The organism is Devosia sp., from assembly GCF_048261455.1.
Classification (GTDB): Bacteria; Pseudomonadota; Alphaproteobacteria; order Rhizobiales; family Devosiaceae; genus Devosia_A.
The window spans coordinates 1-19,248 of record NZ_JBLXGA010000007.1 but is presented as its reverse complement, the minus strand read 5'-3'; the positions used below and the strand labels follow the sequence as shown (position 1 = coordinate 19,248).

General features: G+C 63.7%; 11 protein-coding genes. 6 read left to right on the top strand and 5 right to left on the bottom strand.

What is annotated here, in order from left to right; all coding sequences use genetic code 11:
- Positions 1-267: 267 nt before the first annotated feature.
- The 4 genes from ACN0TK_RS09300 to ACN0TK_RS09285 all read right to left on the bottom strand — a co-directional run bounded on the left by ACN0TK_RS09300 (position 268) and on the right by ACN0TK_RS09285 (position 11,362).
- Positions 268-2,832, bottom strand: coding sequence for a methyl-accepting chemotaxis protein (locus ACN0TK_RS09300; protein WP_417309204.1), 2,565 nt, complete (start codon positions 2,830-2,832; stop codon positions 268-270).
- Positions 2,833-3,120: 288 nt separating this feature from the next.
- Positions 3,121-3,636: an invasion associated locus B family protein gene (locus ACN0TK_RS09295; protein ID WP_417309203.1), complete on the bottom strand. Its 516-nt coding sequence runs from the start codon at positions 3,634-3,636 to the stop codon at positions 3,121-3,123.
- Complete coding sequence (locus ACN0TK_RS09290) at positions 3,636-10,514, bottom strand: autotransporter-associated beta strand repeat-containing protein (RefSeq protein ID WP_417309202.1); 6,879 nt, start codon at positions 10,512-10,514, stop codon at positions 3,636-3,638. The genes ACN0TK_RS09295 and ACN0TK_RS09290 overlap by 1 nt, the downstream gene beginning before the upstream one ends.
- Positions 10,515-10,684: 170 nt before the next feature.
- On the bottom strand, positions 10,685-11,362 hold the full coding sequence (locus ACN0TK_RS09285) for a response regulator transcription factor (RefSeq protein ID WP_417309201.1): 678 nt from the start codon (positions 11,360-11,362) through the stop codon (positions 10,685-10,687).
- 450 nt (positions 11,363-11,812) lie between these two features.
- Between ACN0TK_RS09285 and ACN0TK_RS09280 the strand changes: the two genes are divergently transcribed.
- Genes ACN0TK_RS09280 through ACN0TK_RS09270 form a run of 3 tightly spaced genes read left to right on the top strand, consistent with a single transcriptional unit; the run spans position 11,813 to position 15,002 of the window.
- Complete coding sequence (locus ACN0TK_RS09280; RefSeq protein WP_417309200.1) at positions 11,813-12,283, top strand: MarR family winged helix-turn-helix transcriptional regulator; 471 nt, start codon at positions 11,813-11,815, stop codon at positions 12,281-12,283.
- 32 nt (positions 12,284-12,315) lie between these two features.
- Positions 12,316-13,446 (top strand): HlyD family secretion protein, encoded by a 1,131-nt coding sequence (locus ACN0TK_RS09275; RefSeq protein WP_417309199.1) that lies wholly within the window; start codon positions 12,316-12,318, stop codon positions 13,444-13,446.
- A gap of 11 nt (positions 13,447-13,457) precedes the next feature.
- A complete protein-coding gene (locus ACN0TK_RS09270) occupies positions 13,458-15,002 on the top strand; it encodes a DHA2 family efflux MFS transporter permease subunit (RefSeq protein ID WP_417309198.1) in 1,545 nt (514 codons plus the stop codon).
- Between the two features lie 133 nt (positions 15,003-15,135).
- Here ACN0TK_RS09270 and ACN0TK_RS09265 read toward each other — a convergent pair whose 3' ends face one another.
- Positions 15,136-16,524, bottom strand: a complete 1,389-nt coding sequence (locus ACN0TK_RS09265) for an aminopeptidase P family N-terminal domain-containing protein (protein ID WP_417309197.1) — start codon at positions 16,522-16,524, stop codon at positions 15,136-15,138.
- Positions 16,525-16,680: 156 nt separating this feature from the next.
- Here ACN0TK_RS09265 and ACN0TK_RS09260 point away from each other — a divergent pair, with 156 nt between their 5' ends.
- The 3 genes from ACN0TK_RS09260 to ACN0TK_RS09250 form a co-directional block, all read left to right on the top strand.
- Positions 16,681-17,577, top strand: a complete 897-nt coding sequence (locus ACN0TK_RS09260) for a metal ABC transporter substrate-binding protein (protein WP_417309196.1) — start codon at positions 16,681-16,683, stop codon at positions 17,575-17,577.
- A complete protein-coding gene (locus tag ACN0TK_RS09255; RefSeq protein WP_417309195.1) occupies positions 17,574-18,497 on the top strand; it encodes a manganese/iron ABC transporter ATP-binding protein in 924 nt (307 codons plus the stop codon). The genes ACN0TK_RS09260 and ACN0TK_RS09255 overlap by 4 nt, the downstream gene beginning before the upstream one ends.
- Positions 18,494-19,248, top strand: a 755-nt coding sequence (locus ACN0TK_RS09250) for a metal ABC transporter permease (RefSeq protein ID WP_417309194.1), incomplete at its 3' end; no start/stop codon positions are given. The genes ACN0TK_RS09255 and ACN0TK_RS09250, both read left to right, overlap by 4 nt.

The window sequence follows — 19,248 nt, the reverse complement described above, 5'->3', positions numbered from 1 at the left end:
AAAAACGAGGCTTTGCGCCATGTTCGATGCTGCCGTGCATACACAGAGCGGGCGAAAATGGCCACCTTTGACCGAACGCCCTTGCTGACAAGTCTCCGCGAGCGCCCCAACGCCCACGGAGCATCGCGGCCTGAAAACGGAGAACCCCAGCCAAGCGACGGACTTGGCTGGGGCTATTGTGCTTGCGCGGGGGCGGCTTCGGCTTGGAGCTTCGCGGCGCTCTTGCGCTGCCCTACCAGATGGCGTTCAGGTTTTGGGACAGCGCCCTCAGAACTCGGACCACTCGGTGTCGGCCTTGAGAGCGGTATTGCCCTTGGTCAGATAGGCTTTTGCGGCGTTGACCACTTTTTCCTGTAGGCCCTTGATGCCCGTCGCCGGCGCGGAAGACGCCTCCGGCTTGCCCGCGTGGTTCGCCCTGCCCGTATCGGCAAGCGTAAACACGTCGACGATTTCGTCGAGCTTGCTGGCCTGGGTGTCGGTCTGCTCGATGGCCGCGTTCGTCTCTTCGACCAGCGCCGCATTGTGCTGCGTCATCTCATCCATCTGACGCACCGCAACGTTGACCTCGTCAATCGAGGACGCCTGCTCGCGGCTGTACTTGGCAATTTCCTGCATCTCCGTCGCATTGGACCTGACCGCGTCCAGGATCACCGAGAGCTTCTCGGCCGCCTTGGCGACGAGCTTGGTGCCGCCCGCCACCTCCTCGCCAGACTGCTCGATCAGAACCTTGACCTCGGACGAGGCTTCGGCGGCAGACTGGGCCAGGCGACGCACTTCAATGGCGACCACGGCAAAGCCCTTGCCCGCCTCGCCGGCCCGCGCCGCCTCGACCGAAGCGTTGAGCGCCAGCAGGTTGGTCTGGAAGGCGATGTCGTCGATCATGCCGATGATGTTGGAGATCTTGGATGAGGAACTGGAGATGCGGTCCATGGCCTCATTGGCCTGACGCATCACCTCGCCACCTTCCTCAGCGGTCTGCGAGACCCCGCTGGCCTGCTCGGATGCCGCGCCGGCCTTTTTGGCGTTGTTCATCACGGTGTGCGCCAGCTGCTCCATGGCCGCCGAGGTTTCCTCGATGGTCGCCGCCTGCTTGGTCGTGCGCTCGCTCAGATCGTTGGCGCCGCTGAGGATTTCGCCGGTCGCCGTCTTCAGGCCTCGCGAGGTTTCCTTGATCTGCCCGACAACCTCGGTCAGGCGATCGGCGACGGCATTTGTACTAGTCTTCAGGCGCTGGAAGGCACCCTCGTAGTTGCCGGTGATGCGCCGCGTCAGGTCAGTTTCGGCAACTGCGGCCAGAACTTCACCGGTCTCTCCGATGCCACGATCGACGGTCTCGACCAGCGAATTCACCGAGCTGGCCAGAGCATTGAGTTCGGCGTCCGGGAATTCGGTCTCGACGCGCTGGCTGAAGTCGCCGGCAATCGCCGCGTCAACGACCTGTCCGAACTCGGACCGCAGTTCCTGCATCATCCGGGCCCGCTCTTCCTGGCGACGTTGTTCGGCTTCGACCTCGGCGTGGGTCATCTGTTTGACCTTCACGGCGTTCTCGCGGAACACCTCGACCGCATTTGCGATCTGCCCGACTTCGTCGCCGCGCTGCTGGAAGGGGATGGGAGACTGGGTGTCTCCATTTACCAGGTCCTTCATGGCAGCTGTGATCTTTTCGATCGGCTTTGCGATATTGCGCGCCGCCAAAAACATGATCAGGCAAGCGACAATCGCAATGGCGAGCCCCAGGCCAGCCTGAACCATTGTCGCAAATGAGGCCTGTTCCGAAAGGCTCTCATGCAGGGCCGTCACCTGGGCCAACGCAACATCACGCGGCACGGAGATTGCGAACGACCAAGGCGCGCCATCGTCGCTGAGCCTGATCGGCGAGTACACGTTGATGTTGTCCTGAGCCGGATCGTCAACGGCAATAGGCTCGGCTGCTGCCACAGCCTCCAAGCTGTTGACCCAGTTGGGACCGGCTTGCGACACGTCCTGGCCGATCAGGCTGGCGTCTGCACTGTCGGCGATAATCAGACCGTTATCGCTGATGATAAGGACGGAGCCCTTGCCATCGAAGAGCGACTGATTAACGGAGGTCGCCAGCTCCTGAATGAACCCGAGATTGAAGTTCGCCCCGGTGATGCCGCGGAACTGTCCGTCGATCATCACGGGGATGGCGAAGGTGGCGAGAGACTCGATCTTGCCTTCGGCCGGATAGGTCAAAGGACCGACAATGCGTTCTTTTCCGGTTGCCCGCGGATCGAGATACCAAACGCCTGTGGCCAGGCCGTTTGAGCCGATCGACGCGTCTTCATGGCCCGTGAGTGGCTCGACCTTGAAGGTCCCGCCACCAGCGCGCGTCCAGTAGGGCAGAAAGCGACCCGTCGCGTCGGCGCCGGTGTCCTTGCGGTTCCGGAACGCCGCGTCATTGCCATCAAGCGCATTCGGCTCCCAGGCCGAATAGGCGCCGTTGATGGTGGGATTGCGCTCGAGAACCCGCTGCATGACGGCATTCAACTGCTCGCGGCGTTGCTCGGGCGGTGTCGCACCGGCTCCGCTACCGGCAAGCACGGAGAACGCGGTCGCCATTTCGCGAGCGGCACCAATCGCGACGCGTAGCTCGGACTTGACGGTACCCGCCTCTGCCGCTGCGCGGTTGATCAGAATTTCCGTTGTCTGTTCGCCCGCGATCTCGTCCATCTTCGCCTCGGCGAAATCGTTGGAGCTGTTGGCGAAATAGATCGCGCTCGCGGCAAGGGCGACAACCACGCCTATGATACTCAGGCCCGCGATGCTGACCACTTTGAACTGGATATTGTCGAAACGCCTGAGCAAAGACATAGCCATATTTCCGAAACCCCATCGTCCGAGTGCTTCGAGCAGGGCGCAGTCGGCGCATGGATCAGCGTCAATACACCAAGGTAAGGCCGTGCTCGGTCATATATTCCTCGCCCGAACTTTATAGAGGCAATCGTTAACGTTCTGACCGTGCGCCATCGCGTGGATGCGCGGATAACCGAGCCGACAGTTATTCACCGCAACTACCGGTATCGAGCTCGAAGTTTTGGTCACCTCGGTACGGTAAGCGGGGCGGGAAATTGCCTTTTGCGCCGCACCGGTGCCGGGGCGCTAGAAGCCGGCGGCCTTGGTGCCGGCAGTGATGCCGCGCAGCGAACCGCCGAGAATGCGCGGCTGCTGTTCGGTCATCATCTTGAAGCCGATCTTCAGCGTCGTGCCCTGCTTCATCTTCTCCAGCATCGCATCATCGACCCGGGCCGCGGCGATGCAGGAGGTATTGAGGCAGGTGCGCAGCTGCATCTGGAAGCCCGCGGCATCATCCAACCCGCCGCTGACGCCCGCCGCGAAGTCGATCCCGAGCGGCACCAACGCAACGAGCGAGACCGTGTCGTTCTGCTCATCACGACCCAGGCTGAAGCGGACCAGCAGCTTGCCGGTCTCCTGGTCGACCAGCGACTGGTTGAGCGCACAGGCCTCGCGGCCCTCGCCCACGGCGACGCATTCATAGACCCAGTCACCGAAGACTTCGCCCGGTTTGGCGGTGGCTTGGGCGAAGGCCGGCACCACCGGCACTACGGTCAGCAGCCCGAGACAGGCTGCTGCCGCCAGTGCGAGAGACCACCGCATCACCATTTCCCCTGCACTGCGACCTGGCCTTCGTAGCTCGACAGGCCGGCGTCGCCGATACCCTGGGCGCCCGACAGATCGGTCGAGATGGTCAGACCCTCTCCGATCTGGCTGGAAAAGCCGGCGCCGAACTCGACGCGGGGCCCACCGGTGCCGGTGCCATACTCGTAGCCGTCCACGGTGACCGTTTTCTGGTCGTAAAGGTCCTGGGCGAGGGCGACATTGGCATAGGGCGAGAAGCCGCCATTGCCTTCGACCCGCACACCACCGCGGGCAATGAGGGAGTCGGAGGTGGCAAAGTTCACGCTGTCGACCCAGGCGCTGTCGAGATTGGAGTAGTCGGTGACCTGGTACAGCAACTGCCCCCAGGGCGTGATGCTGGCCGGGCCCATATCGAGACTGAGGCCGGTTTCGATGGCCGCCGTCGCAGTCATGCCGGAAATGGTGCTGGCGCTGCCATCGACGGGACTGATGGTCCAGTCGCTGCCGCCATACTGCGCCAGAGCGTCGAGATAGAAGACACCGGCCGTGACGGAGCCTTCGACGCCGATATTCCACAAGGAGCCATCCAGCGACGCCACTCCCAGCTCGGTGGTCACGTCACTCGACGATGCGCCATAGGAGCCCAGAATGCCGAAGCGCAGCATGTCGGTGGAAATGAAGTCGATGCCCGCCTGAGTGAAGCCCACTGTCTGGGTGCTCGAGATATCGTCATCGATGTCGGCAAAGCTGCCGCCGGCCCGCATCCACACGCTGTTCTTGCGCTGGGCGCCGAGGCGATCGGCAAAGCTGCCCAGCATGGCATCGCCGGCATTGTGGGTCGCCCCCACTAGGTTGGCGAATGCGAAGGTCTCATCCAGCACGACGGAGTCGAGCCCATAAACGATATAGCCGTCGTTATCCGAGTTGCTCTCATCGAAAAACTGGATCTCGGTCTGGCCGGGGCCGCTGGCATCGGTGCCCACCACGATATCGCTCGTGGCCGCAACGCGATTTGCCATGGCGGTCTCGGTGCTGACGATGCGGATTTCCTGACCGTTCTGGGTGAGGCGGTTGATCTGCGTCACGCCAGCGCCGTCACCAACCGTGCCGCCAATGCGGATCAGCTCGATGTCGGACAGATCGCCAAGGGCTGCGCCGCGCTCGCCGAGGCCGACAAGCTGCACCGGCAGGACGCCGCTGGTGGCACTGCCATCCTTGACCATGTCACCGCCGATATTGATCTGGTCATAGGTAACACCAGCCTGAGGCGCCTGGCTGAAGTCGACCTCCAGAAGCGCGCGGGCGCCGCTGAGGGCAGCAACGTCGGACCCGCCCGAGTCGGTGAGCGGGGCACCGTCGGCATCGACGAGGAAGTCGCCCGTCGCAGTGATAAATCCGGGCGAGTGGCCGGGCGTGATGAAGCCGCCGAGAGACAGGTTGCCGTGAATGAAGAGGTTTCCGTAGATCCGGCCGTCGGCGAAGGTGCCGTCGCCCACGACTTCCAGCGCGTCATCGGAAATCTCGCCGTTGACGATGGCGCCTTCCGCGACCGTGAGGTTGCCATTGATCTTGCTGCCTTCCTCGAAGAAGACGCTGGCGCCCTGGGCGACATCGAAGCTGGCGGCATCGGTGAAGCCGGACCATGCCGAACCCGCAGCGACCGTCACGAAGGTGCCGCCGTTCGTCCCGAGGTTGACGGAGTTGTCGATGATGTTGCCGACCACGGCCTTGTCGGTGCCGAGCCCGCCGTTGTCGATCGTCAGATGGACCTTGCCTGCCTCGCCACCCGCGTCGCGCTCGACCAGCAGCAGCCGGTCGTCGTCATTGGCGACGAAAAAGGCGTCGGTGCCGATGGTGATGTGGGCATCAGCTGCCGTGTTGAAATAGGCGTAGATGTCGGGACCAGCAGACGACAGCGCGGTGCCGACAACCTCGATATTGCCGCCATTCGACACGTTGAGCGCGGAAGACCCGGACGCCGAGGACGTGATAGAACCGCCCATCACCTTGACAACACCGGCGTCTGAAGGCGCGCCGTCTGCCACCAGTCCGGTTTCGATCGTGCTGTTGTAAAAGCTCTGGGTGCCCGAGACGATCAACTGCCCTTCGCCGGAACTCTTGATATCGCCCATGAAGACGGTGTTCTCGTCGCCGGCGGTGATCTCCAGCGACTTGGTGCCCAGTTGCACCGTGGCACCCGTCCCGTCGGTATTGGTGAGAAGAGACGCGACCTGGGCGCTATCGCCTGTGATACCAGAAACATCGAACAGGCTGCCGTCATTGAGGCCGAGGCCCGAGGACGTGGCGACGCTGCCGTCACCCTCGAGCAGCAGTTCGGCGCTCTCGGCGAGGAAGGTCGTGCCGGTGTAGGTATTGGAACCGGTCAGCACCTGACGCCCGCCGCGGATCTCCATGCCGCCGCTACCACCGATGACGCCCGCGAAGCGCGCAGCCGGATCGGTGCTGTCCAGCACCGAGCCAAAGATGCCAATGGAATTGGCGCCGAGCAGGATTTTTGCTGCCGACGCATCGCCGGTCAGGCCATTGAGACTGCGATCCTCGTCAGCGCCCGAGATGTCGAACGTTCCGTCGAGATGGAGACCGGACGCATTGATGATATTGCCCTCACCGGTCAGGACCAGTTCGGCGCCCTCGGCGACGCTGGCGGCGCCGTAGAAACCGGCATTCTGGCCGGACAGGGTCTGGGTACCGGCGTTGATTTCAAAGGCGCTGTCGGCACTACCGAACAGGCTACCCGAGAAGGTGCCAAAAGCACTTTCGATGGCCAGCGTCTTGCTGCCGATCTGCGCCTGGCCCGAGCCGGTCAGCGCGTCGATCGAAACGCTGTCGGCAGTCACACTGGCGGTGTTGAAGATGCCGTCGACATTGACCCCCGAGCTGTCGGCAATGGTGCCGTCGCCGGTGAGGACGAGCGCTGCGCCGGTGTCGATATCTGTCGCGCCCGTATAGGTATTCGTGCCCGCCAGGGTCTGGGTGCCGCCGGAAACCGTCACGCCGCCGGATCCCGAGATGGTGCCGTCGAAGCTGCCGTCGTCATCGGGGTTTTCGTCGGTCAGCTCATAGGTTTTGGCCTCGGTGAGGACGAGCGTATTGGCGCCCAGGGTCACGCTGCCGCCACCGGTCAGGGTCTTGATCGAAGAGCTGTCCGGATTCGTGCCGGAATCGCCATCGGAGACCTGGGCGATGTCGAAGGTGCCATCCACCAGAACACCGGCCGAATGCTGCAGGGTGCCGAAGTCCTTGAGGCGCAGGGTATTGCCGGTTTCGATGACCGTCAGACCGGAATAGGTGTTCTCGCCGGTCAGGGTCAGATCGGCGGTGCCGTCCAGTGTGAGACTGCCCAACCCGGTGATGATGCCATCATAGGTCGAGGTGCCGGACTGGTTGATCACCAGTTCGCCATTTTCCGCAATCGAGAAGGCGCCACTGCCGGTCAGGCCGGTGGTCGTCAGGGTCGACGTCCCTTCTCCGACACCAAAGGCACTGTCGGCGCCGCCGGTATAGGTGCCGGTCAAGGTCAGGTTGCCACCGACCAGTGTGAAGGCGAAGTTGTTGACGAGATCGCGGGCCGTGATGTCCGCGGTCACCATGACGATGCCGTCATTGGTGATGTCACGAACCGTATCGTCAGCGCCGAGGATGAGCTTGGCGCCGCCCGCGACATCGATATCGCCGCTATCGGCCAGCACGTCTTCGCCGGAGGTGATCAGAGTGCCCGACCGCACGTCGGTGCCGCCCACATAGGTGTTCTTGCCGCTCAGTACGAGTGTGCCGGTGAAGCCATTGCCGGTTTCGCCAACGATCAGATCGCCGTTCGAGATCACACCCTTGATCTCGGCGTAGCTGTTCTGCTCGGCATCAAGGCCGTTGTCGACGACCGCGATCTGGCGGCTACCGCCATTGAGATCGATGTTGTTGAGGAAATCGACGTGATTGTCAGCATATTCGGAGCCGAACACCAGACTGCCGTCGCCTGAAGTCGACGCGAAGAAGTTGTTCTCGCCCCAGGTCAGGGTTTTGGGCTGGCTGAGGGCGCCCATGTTGACCGTCAGTACGCCGCCCGATGCCGCGAATCCGCCGCTGCCGTTGAACTGCACCTTGTTGCCGAGCGTGCCCATGGTTCGGGCGAAGGTGCCGCTGGTCATCAGCACACCGACATTGGCCTCGCTGAGGCTGCCGGTGCGGCCATCGCCGCTGAAGTTGATATTGCTGGCAACGTTGATCCCGACACCGTCATCAGCGTTAAGCGTGCCGCCCTTGATGATGGTCTGGCCGGAATAGGTGTTCGCGCCGTTGAAGACCACCTGCCCCGGACCGCCTATCGTGATGCTGGCGCCCTGCCCCGCCGCATTGGAGGCGTCCGCGTAGCTCGCCTTGCTATCATCGGCGATCGTGCCATTGAAGGTGATGGTCTTGCCGTCACCGGGCTGCAGGGTGACCTGAGCCCCCTTCATGATGAACAGGTCGGACCCCGCCTGATCGCCGGCTTCGCCACCGTTCAGGCTGGAGCCGCCCATCGACTGGTTGTCGGAGAAGGTCGAGTTGCCCTTGATGGTCAGCGTGCCGCCACTGCGCACGAAAATTGCACCGCCGTAGCCCGAGCCACCTTCGCCATAGAGGCCGTCGCCGTTGCTGCCGTCACCGGCGCCAAAGCCGCCCTTGCCGCCGGCGCCCGCGTCACCGTCGGCCGCATACTTGCCGGAGCCACCGTCGCCGCCGCTGCCACCTGCACCGCCGCCGGCACCGAAGCCACCGTCGCCGCCATCACCACCAGCACCACCGTCACCGCCGGTTCCCGCAGATACGCCCGAGTTGCCGCCATCGCCGCCGGTACCGCCCTGCGCGCCACCGAAGAAGGTGGAGCCATCGCCACCATCACCACCGGCACCGCCATTGCCGCCGAAGGCCAGTTCGCCCTGGCTCAGACCGATATTCCACGCCACGAGCAGGGCCGTATCCTTGGCCAGGTTGGAGTAGGTCAATGCCAGATCAGAGCCGTCCACAGCGGCCTTGGGCACATCTGGCGTCGGGATGGGCGCCCCGTTCGGCGTCAGGTCAGCAACAACTTGCGCGGTCTTGATGATCGCTTCGGCAGCCCCGAGGGCCACGGAAGCGGTGAGGTCGGGATTGAACGGCAGCGCGTCACTGCCATTTCCGCCCTTGCCGCCCTTGCCGCCGACTCCGCCAGCGCTGGCATCGCCACCGTCCTCACCATTGGCGCCGCCACCGCCCTCGCCCGAATTGACGATGGCATAGGTCGCACCACTGCTAGCACCGTTATTGCCGTTGGTGCCTGAGCCGGACGTCGTGTCCAGGCCGTTCATGGCGCCACCCGTGGTGAGTGGCGAGTCGAAGCTCAAAGCGGCGACGAGACTGCCATCGGAAACCGCGTTGGACAGTGTCACGGTCGAGCCGGACACGGAAACCACAGTCGTTCCCTCCGGAATCCCCGGGCCCGACACGACCTGACCAACCTGCACGCCCGAGGGCAGCGCACCGCTCACAAAGGTGATGTTCGAGCCGGAAGCCGACTGCACGCCGTTGAATGACAGCGCGCTCGGCACGACGTCGGTGACATTGTTGCTCAGCTTGACCGTCTTGCCATCGGGCGACACCTCGGTCACCGTCGTGCCGTCCGGGATCCCCTCACCACTCACCTTCATGCCGACCTTCAGACCGGTATTGGCGACAGGCAGATTGAGAACGTTGGAGCCGTCCTGAGCGGCATAGGTCGCGGCGGTGAAACCGGTCACCTTCGTGCCGTTCGGGATCGTCTTGTCGATGGTCACGCTGGTGCCGTCGGCGGAGATCGCGGTGATCCTGGCCCCGTCCGGAATACCTTCGCCGGTCACGAGCATACCAACCGCCATTTCTGCGGAGGGCGCGGACAGCATGTTGATGGTAGATGATCCGCCGGATTGGGTCGTCGACAGGATCGGGCTGGCACTCAGAGGGCCAACGGTAACGAAGTTGTACTCCGGCCCTACCCCAACAAAGTCGTCGGTGGTCAGAGGATTCGTCAGCGTCACCTCGCCGCTCGAATAGTCGACGCTCTTGACCTTGGTACCGGGCACGATACCGGGGCCCGTGACGTAGCTGTCGATCTTGACGATGGGGTCTTCGGGGCTGCCGACGTCGGCCAGAACAAGCGTATCGCCACCAGCATACCCGGTTAGGGGGGCAAGCCCAACCGTAGTCGGCTCGACTGTAACCGGCGTCTCAAAGGTCACCGTCGTGCCGCTGACGCTCTGGATCTTGGCGGTGGTATTCCCCGTCAGTCCCGGAATTGTCACCACCATACCCGCCTTGAGCAGCGGATTGGGATCACTCAAAGTAATGGTGCTGATCTGGTCGCTGCTGCCGTCGGCAACGAGACCCGGATCGGTGATCAGGCCGCCGAGCGCGATGACAGAGCTCTGGTTGCCGACAAGAGCCACCGAAACGAGGCCGGCCGCCACGCCCGGATCGCTGCCACCGGTCCCGCCGATCACCGTGTTGGTCGAGAATTCTACATTGTCGAGCGTCAGGTTGGCGTTGGCGTCGACGAAGAACACACCACCGAGGCCAGCACCGCCGCCGGAGCCGGAGCCGCCCTGGGTAACGAAATTGGTGTAGATCCTGTTCGAGATCGTCGTGCCGCTCGCCACGAACTGGTTCTCGCCGAGGTTCATGGCGTTCGAGGACTGAACGAGGTAGCCGCCGCCCTCCTGCCCATCAACGACCGTCTTTTCCTGGGCAACCGCCACGCCGACCATGACGCTGACAGCAAGCGCAGAAACGCCGACCATTGCCGCGCTGCGCACCCCGCCAAGCACGCGACGACCAGAATTCACACGACCGGAACCGGTCACGCGAGAAACTACGGATTCGGACATTTCTTAACCCCAGGGACAGCAAGCGAGCGCGGCGGGAGACAGGGGTCACCCGGCGATTCGATACTGATTACCACTTAGGCCCGGAGCAAAAATTTCGTAACGTTACATGGCGGCGCGTCGTTCTGATGCAACTCAGCAACAGTTATCGGCTGAATGCAAAATTGCGCGTTTCAGTCTGCAATAACGCGCTCACACAACTGATAGCCCCAGTTGCGAATGGCTCGGATGGGGCGCTCGACACTGCTGATTCCGGTGGCGCGAAGTTTTGCACCAAGCCGGAATATCGCCACGCCAACATTAGCACGATTGAAGGTCCAACCGGACCGCTCGAATATTTCGAGGATCTGCCAACGCTCCAGGCGGCTGTCTGGCGATCGGATAAAAGCGCCGAGTAATGCCGCCTCCTGTTGCGAGATCGCCACCTCGTGTTCGCCGCCAAGCAAACGCAGATTACCGCTGTCGAGTCGGATCGTAGCGCGTTGGGGCTTGGCCTGTCGTAGTCGACGGCGCAAGGCCGAAACGGCCGCCTTCAGTTCCGGCGGGGAGACAGGTTTGACCATGCAGATGTCGGCACCGCTTTCGTAGCCGACACTCAGATCATCGCGCCCGGTCAACATGATGATGCCGGCCTGGGGCCAACTGGTGCGAAAACGCTTTGCCAGGGCAATACCGCCCCGCCCGGACAGGCTGGCATCGACCACCAGCAAATCGACCGAGGGCGGAGCGGATTCCTCGACCCAGGCTTCGACCGAGGGCACCTCGCTGGCGCGATGACCAGAGCCGACCAGCGCTTCGACGATCATCCGACGCTGCGAGTCGTCTTCGTCAACGACGGCGACGTTCAGCATGACAAGGTGGCTCGGCTGCGTCGTGCAGCGCATTGGCCCAGCTGGAAGTGCGCTTGAACAGGAACCCGGCACGCACTGGGCGCGCACCAACGCTGCGTTGAGACCGTATGCAACTTTATCCTCGGACTGCATCGTCAGCGGTCTTGGGGCCGCCCTGCGATGCCAAATGCTTAAAAAACCACTCAATCTAAGAGTTTATACATAGTCAGCGTCTGCGGCGCTGTCAGGTGTTTTCTGGCGCTTCGTTCGCTCCCAGCCCCATCATTTCGCTGCCTCAGACCGGCTTCCGGCAGGGCACCGAGCCGTCTTGCGCGGCGGCAAGAGTATGCAGCGCAAAGGCATTGCTGCGGCTGCTGGCTAAGCGAATACGGACGTTTCGACCGAAGTTTGACTCAGATTGTCGCCGTTCCGCGCGTTGACTTGGTAAGCCCACTTATTATATGTGCGCTTATGAAATTACGGAAACAGTCATTCAGGAAGCAGGCGCCCGTCGCCTATCTGGTTTTCGAACTGAGCAAGCTGTTGAAGCGCCGGTTCGAGGACGAGGCGAAGGCCAAGGGTCTGACGCTGCCGCAATGGCGGGTGCTGGCGCATCTGCTGCATGAGTCGGGGATCAGCCAGTCCGGCCTTGCGACCGCGACAGACACGGACCCGATGACGATCAGCGGCCTGCTGGATCGGCTGGAAAAGCGCGAACTCGTCGTGCGGCAGCCGGATCCCAACGATAGCCGCGCCAAGCTCGTGCACCTCACCGAAGAGGGTGAGGAGCTGGCGATCGCCTCGCAGCGCTTCGGCCTCGACATGTACGACCTGGCCGTGCGGGACATCCCGGCGGCCGACCGCGAGATCGCGACACAGGTGCTGACCCGGATGCGCGACAGCCTGTCCGGATCGACAAGAGGAATTGAGGACGACAAATGAACGCTCCAATGCAAAAACCGCAGCCTGGAGCTGTGACACCCGCCGATGACAACGATACCGTCGCTGCAGGTGCGGCGGTCAGCCCGCGCCAGACTTCGCCCACGCCGCCGCCCGCCGCGCCAAAGGCCAAGTCGCGTGGCCGGCGGATCGCGCTCATGCTCAGCGTGCCCCTGCTGCTCGTCGCGGCGGGCGGCTGGTTCGTTCTGACGGGCGGACGCTATGTCGAAACCGACAATGCCTATATCCAGCAGCCCAAGGTCTCGATCTCCTCAGATGTCTCGGGCCGCATCGCCACGGTGAGCGTCGTCGACAACCAGCCGGTCAAGGCGGGCGATGTGCTGTTCACTATCGATCCCGAGCCCTATCGCATCGCCCTCGACCAGGCCGATGCGGCGCTCGCGGCGGCACGCGTCAATGTCGAACAGCTCCGCGTCGGCCTCGCCAGCGCCCGCGCCCGGCTGCAATCGGCACAGGCGACACTGGAAGTGCGGCAAAAGGATTGGGAGCGTCAGTCAGGCCTCAAGTCCCAGGGCGTAGCGACCGAAGCCAAGCTCGACGATGCGCGGCTGGCGCTGCGCGCGGCAGAGGCCAATGTGGCGCTCGAGGAGCAGGACGTGGCCAATTCGATCGCCGCGCTGGCGGGTGATGCCGACATCGCGACCGATGACCACCCGGCCGTGCGCTCCGCTCTCGCGGCGCGCGACAGTGCGGTCCGCAATCTCGAAAAGACCACGGTACGCGCCCCTGGCGACGGCATCGTCAGCCAGGTCGCCAGCCTCAATGTCGGGCAGTTCGTGTCGACCGGCACGACTATCGCCAGTCTGGTCGAGACCGGCGATGTGTGGATCGTGGCCAATTTCAAGGAAACGCAGCTCGATGGCATTGTCGTCGGCCAACCCGTCGAAGTGAAGGTCGACGCCTATCCGGGCCTGGTGCTGGAAGGCGATGTCCAATCGATCGGTGCCGGCACGGGGTCGGAGTTCTCGCTGATCCCGGCGCAGAACGCCACCGGCAACTGGGTGAAGGTCACCCAGCGCATTCCGGTGCGGATTGCCGTGACCGACCCGAGCGAGACGCGCCTGCGGGCCGGCATGAGCACCGTCGTGACGGTCGACACCCAGCCTGAAACCGGAAGCCCCGGAACCGTTGCCGCGGCCGAGTGAGGCAAACTGCGATGACCGAGAGTGTTTCAGCGCCGAACGTGGTGGTGGCCCATAAGGGCCTGCTGACGTCCGCCATCATGCTGGCCATGGTGATGCAGGTGCTCGACACCACCATCGCCAATGTCGCCCTGCCCCATATGCGCTCGAGCCTCGGCGCGTCGCAGGACGAGATCAACTGGGTGCTGACCTCCTATATCGTCGCCGCGGCCATCGCGACGCCACTAACTGGCTGGCTGGCCGACCGGCTGGGCCGCAAGACCCTGCTGCTGTTTGCCGTGGCCGGGTTCACCGGCTCATCGCTGCTGTGCGGGATTGCCACCAGCCTCGAGGAGATGGTGCTGTTCCGGATCATGCAGGGGTTGTGCGGCGCTGTTCTGGCGCCCCTCGCCCAGGCGACGATGATGGACATCAACCCGCGCGAAAAGCTGGGCCAGGCGATGGCCATCTTCGGCGCTGGTATCATGATCGGCCCGATCATCGGACCGACGCTGGGCGGTTGGCTGACCGAGACCTTCAACTGGCGCGCAGTGTTTCTGGTCAACCTGCCGGTGGGCGGTCTGGCGCTGTTCATGCTGTTCGCGCTGATGCCCAATACCGAGGTCAAGCGGCGGCGCTTCGACTTTTTCGGCTTCGGCATGCTGGCCCTCGCCGTCGCATCGCTGCAGCTGCTGCTCGACCGCGGGCAGAGCGTCGACTGGTTCAGCTCGATGGAAAGCTGGATCTATGTCGGGCTGATCATTTCAGGCACGTGGGCCTTCCTCATCCACAGCGCCACGGCGGCCGAACCGTTCATCGACCTCAAGATGTTTGCCGACCGCAATTTCGCGACCGGCGTCGGGCTGATCTTCGTCGTCGGCATCTCGCTGTTTGCGGGGCTGGCTCTGCTCCCACCGCTGCTACAGAACCTCATGGGCTATCCGGTGATCGAGACGGGGCTGGTGATGGCGCCGCGCGGTGTCGGCACCATGGTGTCGATGATCCTCGTCGGCCGGCTCGTCTCCCGCTACGACCCGCGGCTGCTCGTCGCCGTCGGCACGCTGATGACCGCCTATTCGATGTATCTGATGACCCAGTTCACCATCGTGATGGGGCCAGGGCCGATCATGTGGAGCGGCTTTTTGCAGGGGATCGGCATGGGGCTGGTGTTCGTGCCGCTCAACACGCTGGCCTTCGCGACGATTGCATCGAAATATCGCGTCGAGGCGACCAGCATGTTCTCGCTGGTACGCAATGTCGGCTCCGGCGTCGGCATTTCAATCGTCACGACCGTTCTGGCGCAGATGCAGACGGTGAACAGTGCCGAACTGGGCGAGCGTATCACCCTCGACTCCGGCGCCGTGAGAGACTTTGCCGCAAGTCATGGCGGCATCGACCAGGTGGTCTCGACGGTCACCGGCCTCATTGCCCAACAATCGGCCATGATCGCGTTTCTCGACGACTTCAAGCTGATGATGCTGATCACCCTGGCGTCGCTACCCGTCATCCTGCTGCTGCGGCGGCCGCCCCGCAGCGGTGCGCTGACGGCAGACCAACGGGCGCACGCCATGGCCGAATAGGTGACGCGGCGTGTGGTCGGTAGCCGGCGCTGCGTTACCTGAACGAGGGGGCCCTCACCCCATGCATGGATTTAAATCTGCAGAGGGCCCTCTCGTACCTACATCCAAATGAGACGGGACGCCGATTGCGCCCTTATCCCCGCGCCAGCAGGCGCTCCGGGGCGAGCCAGAAGGGCGGCAGCGCTCCGGCAAGGTTCGACATCGGCAGCACTTCGGGTTTCAGCGTGATGCCGAGGACGTCGGTCATGAAGGCCCGGCGGGCCTGCACCCGGTCCCACATCTCGGGAAAAGACGATCTCAATTCGTCGCGGCCGCCTTCGTCGAGCAGGGCCACGCCATCCTCGATATTGACGCCGTGGTAAGGCGCCCCCACGGCCGGAATGATATCGCATTGCACCATGTTGCCCGAGGTGAATTGCTCTGTCGATCCGGGATAGACCGGCGTGCTCAGCCATTCATCGAGGTGGGTCAGGTGACCCGGGTTCAGAATGAGATTGAAGAACGAGCCGCCGAGATGACGCCGCACCAGCGCGTCGATCTCACCGCCGGTCACGCCGATACCGATCGTCTCGTACCATTCGGCAGCGCAGGCGAAATAGGGCCCGGCGAGGCGCTCGACATAGTCCCGGGCATTTTCCGGGAGGTCCTGCGCATCGGCGGCCAACCAGCCCAGCCGGCTGGATAGTCCGCCCGGATACCCGACCGCCGTCGTCACCGGATCCCCGGGCAGAAGTTCTCGACCAGACGGGCTCGACAACCCCGCCAGCCCTTCGCCCGACGACAGCATGGTGTGGCAGGTATGCGGCAGCACGCCGAGTCCCATCAGCCTGATGGCATCGAACTCGCTCATGCCGGGCCGGATGCCGGCGATCAGCGCCTTGACCGCTTCCGAGGCGGCAACGGCGCTGAACTCGAACTGGGCGATCTGTGCCACTTCGTTCGTCGCACGCAGGCCGGTCGAGGGATGCATCATCAGGGCGTTGGCATTCACCACGCGCCCATCTTCACCCACGATGCGCCGCAGTGTGTCGGCAATGAAGGCCGGCGTTTCCAGCCAGGTTTCGGGCCGGGCGGCTTCGTCGGGGCCGAAGTACTTCCAGCCCAGAACACCGATCCGCTGCCCCGTGCCAAGACCAGACTGACGCAAAACCTGTTCCAGCGCCGGGGTCAGGCCTCTGTCCTGCCCCAACAGGCCGAAGGGCTGGTAGAGCCGGGCCTCGACGTCGATTTCCGCGGCGCGGGCCCGCGCCAGGTTCTCGGGGCCGACCAGCAGCGTCGGCGTGATGTCGGGCGCCATCACCAGCAGGGCTTCCTCGAAGCGCGGCTCGAAGCCGGTCAGCCAGTTGAGGTTCGCGGCATGCTCGCGGTCGGCATAGATCACTATGGCATCGAGTCCGGCACCACGGCGCGCCCGGTTGAGGGCGATCTGCCGGTCGGCATAGACGCCGCGCGTCAGCAGCGGCCGGTGCTGCGGCACCCCGAAATCAGGCAGTTTTGCTTCAATGAGGCGAAAGGTCGACATGGTACCGGCGGAATTAGGGGAAGTCGCGTACGTAATCGTGCGGGAGTCGCGCCGCGAAAGCAACGTGCATCCAACCTGTGCCCAATGGCAGGCACCCGCCATTGACTTGGCGCGCCCAGCTGCTATTAAGAATTATTCGCAACTAGGTGAACTCATATGTTGTCCCGCCGTGCCTTTACCCAGATCGGCCTCGCCGCGCTGCTTGCGACGTCGGCCACACCTGCCTTCGCCCAGCCGAAACTGAAGGTGGTCACCACCTTCACCATCATCGCCGATATCGCCCAGAACGTGGCCGGTGACGCCGCCGAGGTGGTGTCGATCACCCGCCCCGGCGCAGAGATCCACAATTTCCAGCCCGGCCCGCGCGACGTCGCCCGGACCCAGGATGCCGGACTTGTATTGTGGAACGGCATGAACCTCGAACAGTGGTTCGAAAAATTCTTCACCAATGTCGGCGACGTGCCGCAGGCCGTGGTGAGCGACGGCGTGGAGCCGATCGGCATTTCGGAAGGCCCCTATACCGGCAAGCCCAATCCGCATGCCTGGATGTCGCCCGCCAATGCGCTGATCTATGTCGAAAATATCCGCAAGGCGATGAGTGACGTCGACCCGGCTAATGCGGAGACCTATGCCGCCAATGCCGCTGCCTATGCGGAGCAGATCAAGGCGCTGGATGCGCCGCTGCGTGAACGGCTGGCGCGGATCCCCGAGGGCCAGCGCTGGCTGGTGACCAGCGAAGGTGCGTTCAGCTATCTGGCGCGCGACTACGGCCTCAAGGAACTCTATCTGTGGCCGATCAATGCGGACCAGCAGGGCACGCCGCAGCAGGTGCGCCACGTGATCGATGAAGTGCGCGCCAACGACATTCCGGTGGTATTTTCCGAAAGCACCATTTCGGACAAGCCGGCCAAACAGGTCGCCAAGGAGACCGGTGCAACCTATGGCGGGGTGCTCTATGTGGACTCGCTGAGCGAGGCCAATGGACCGGTACCGACCTATCTCAAGCTGATCGAGACGACGGTCGACACGATTGCACGGGGATTCGGCACGTGACCCCCTCCCCCAACGTGCCGCATGAGGCGTGGAACCCCGTGCCGCAACCCAGTCTCGCAGTCGACGGCGTCACCGTCGCCTATCCCAATGGCAACGTGGCGCTGCGCGAGGCCAGTTTCTCGCTGGGCGCCGGCACCATTGCCGGGCTGGTCGGCGTCAACGGCAGCGGCAAATCCACCCTGTTCAAGGCGATCATGGGCCTTGTGCGCCCGGTCGCCGGTTCGGTGCAGATCGCCGGTCTGCCTGTCGAGCAGGCGCTGCGCCAGAACATCGTCGCCTATGTGCCGCAGGCCGAAGAGGTCGACTGGAACTTCCCCGTCCTCGTCGAAGACGTTGTGATGATGGGCCGGCAGGGGCAGATGAACTTCTTCCGCATCCCCTCCCGGAAGGACCGCGAACTGGTGGATCACGCGCTTGAGCGGGTCGGCATGGCGGACTTCCGCAAGCGCCAGATCGGCGAGCTTTCGGGCGGGCAGAAAAAACGCGTCTTCCTCGCCCGTGCACTCGCCCAAGAGGGCCAGATCATCCTGCTCGACGAGCCGTTTACCGGCGTCGACGTCAAGACGGAGACAGCGATCATCGAGCTGATGACAGCGTTACGGGCCGAGGGTCACCTGATGCTGGTTTCGACCCATAATCTGGGCAGCGTGCCGGATTTCTGCGACCAGGTGGTGCTGGTCAACCGCACCGTGCTGGCCTTCGGTCCTACCGGCGAGGTGTTCACCCAGGACAATCTGGAAAAGGCCTTCGGCGGCGTGCTGCGGCATTTCCAGCTGCACGGGCCGGACCTGCACGACGACAGCGATCCGCGCCGCGTCACCGTGCTCACCGACGACGAGCGTCCGGTCGTCTTTTATGGAGACCAGCGCGGCCATCGGCCGGCGACGCCGAGCCGTAATGGCGAGGGCGGAACGGAATGATCGAGCTGCTCGCGACCCCCTTCGCCTACGACTACATGGTCAAGGCCATCTGGGTCTCGGCCCTTGTCGGCGCGGTCTGCGCCTTCCTCTCTGCCTATCTGATGCTCAAGGGATGGTCGCTGATCGGCGACGCGCTGGGCCATGCGGTGGTACCGGGCGTCGCCGGGGCCTACCTGCTCGGCCTACCCTATTCGGCCGGTGCCTTCGTTGCGGGTGGACTGGCTGCGGCGACGATGGTGCTGGTGCGCCAGCGCACCCAGCTGCGCGAGGACGCGGTGATCGGCATCGTCTTCACCTCCTTTTTCGCGCTCGGGCTGCTGATGGTGTCGCTCAACCCCACGGCCGTCGACGTCCAGGCCATCGTTATGGGCAATATCCTCGGCATTTCCGACGCCGACGTCATCCAGGTTGTGGCCATCTCGCTGGTTTCGCTGACGATCCTCGCGCTGAAGTGGAAAGACCTGATGCTGGTGTTCTTCGACGAAAGCCATTCCCGCACTGTCGGGCTCAGGCCACGCGCCCTGCAGGTGCTGTTCTTCGCGCTGCTGGCCGCCTGTACTGTCGCGGCGCTGCAGACGGTGGGCGCCATCCTGGTCATCGCCATGGTGGTGACCCCGGGTGCCACGGCCTATCTTCTGACCGACAGGTTCAGGACACTGCTCATTGTCGCGATCGCATTGGGCTCGGTCACCTCGGCTGTCGGCGCCTACCTCAGCTTTTTCATAGACGGCGCCACCGGCGGGGTCATCGT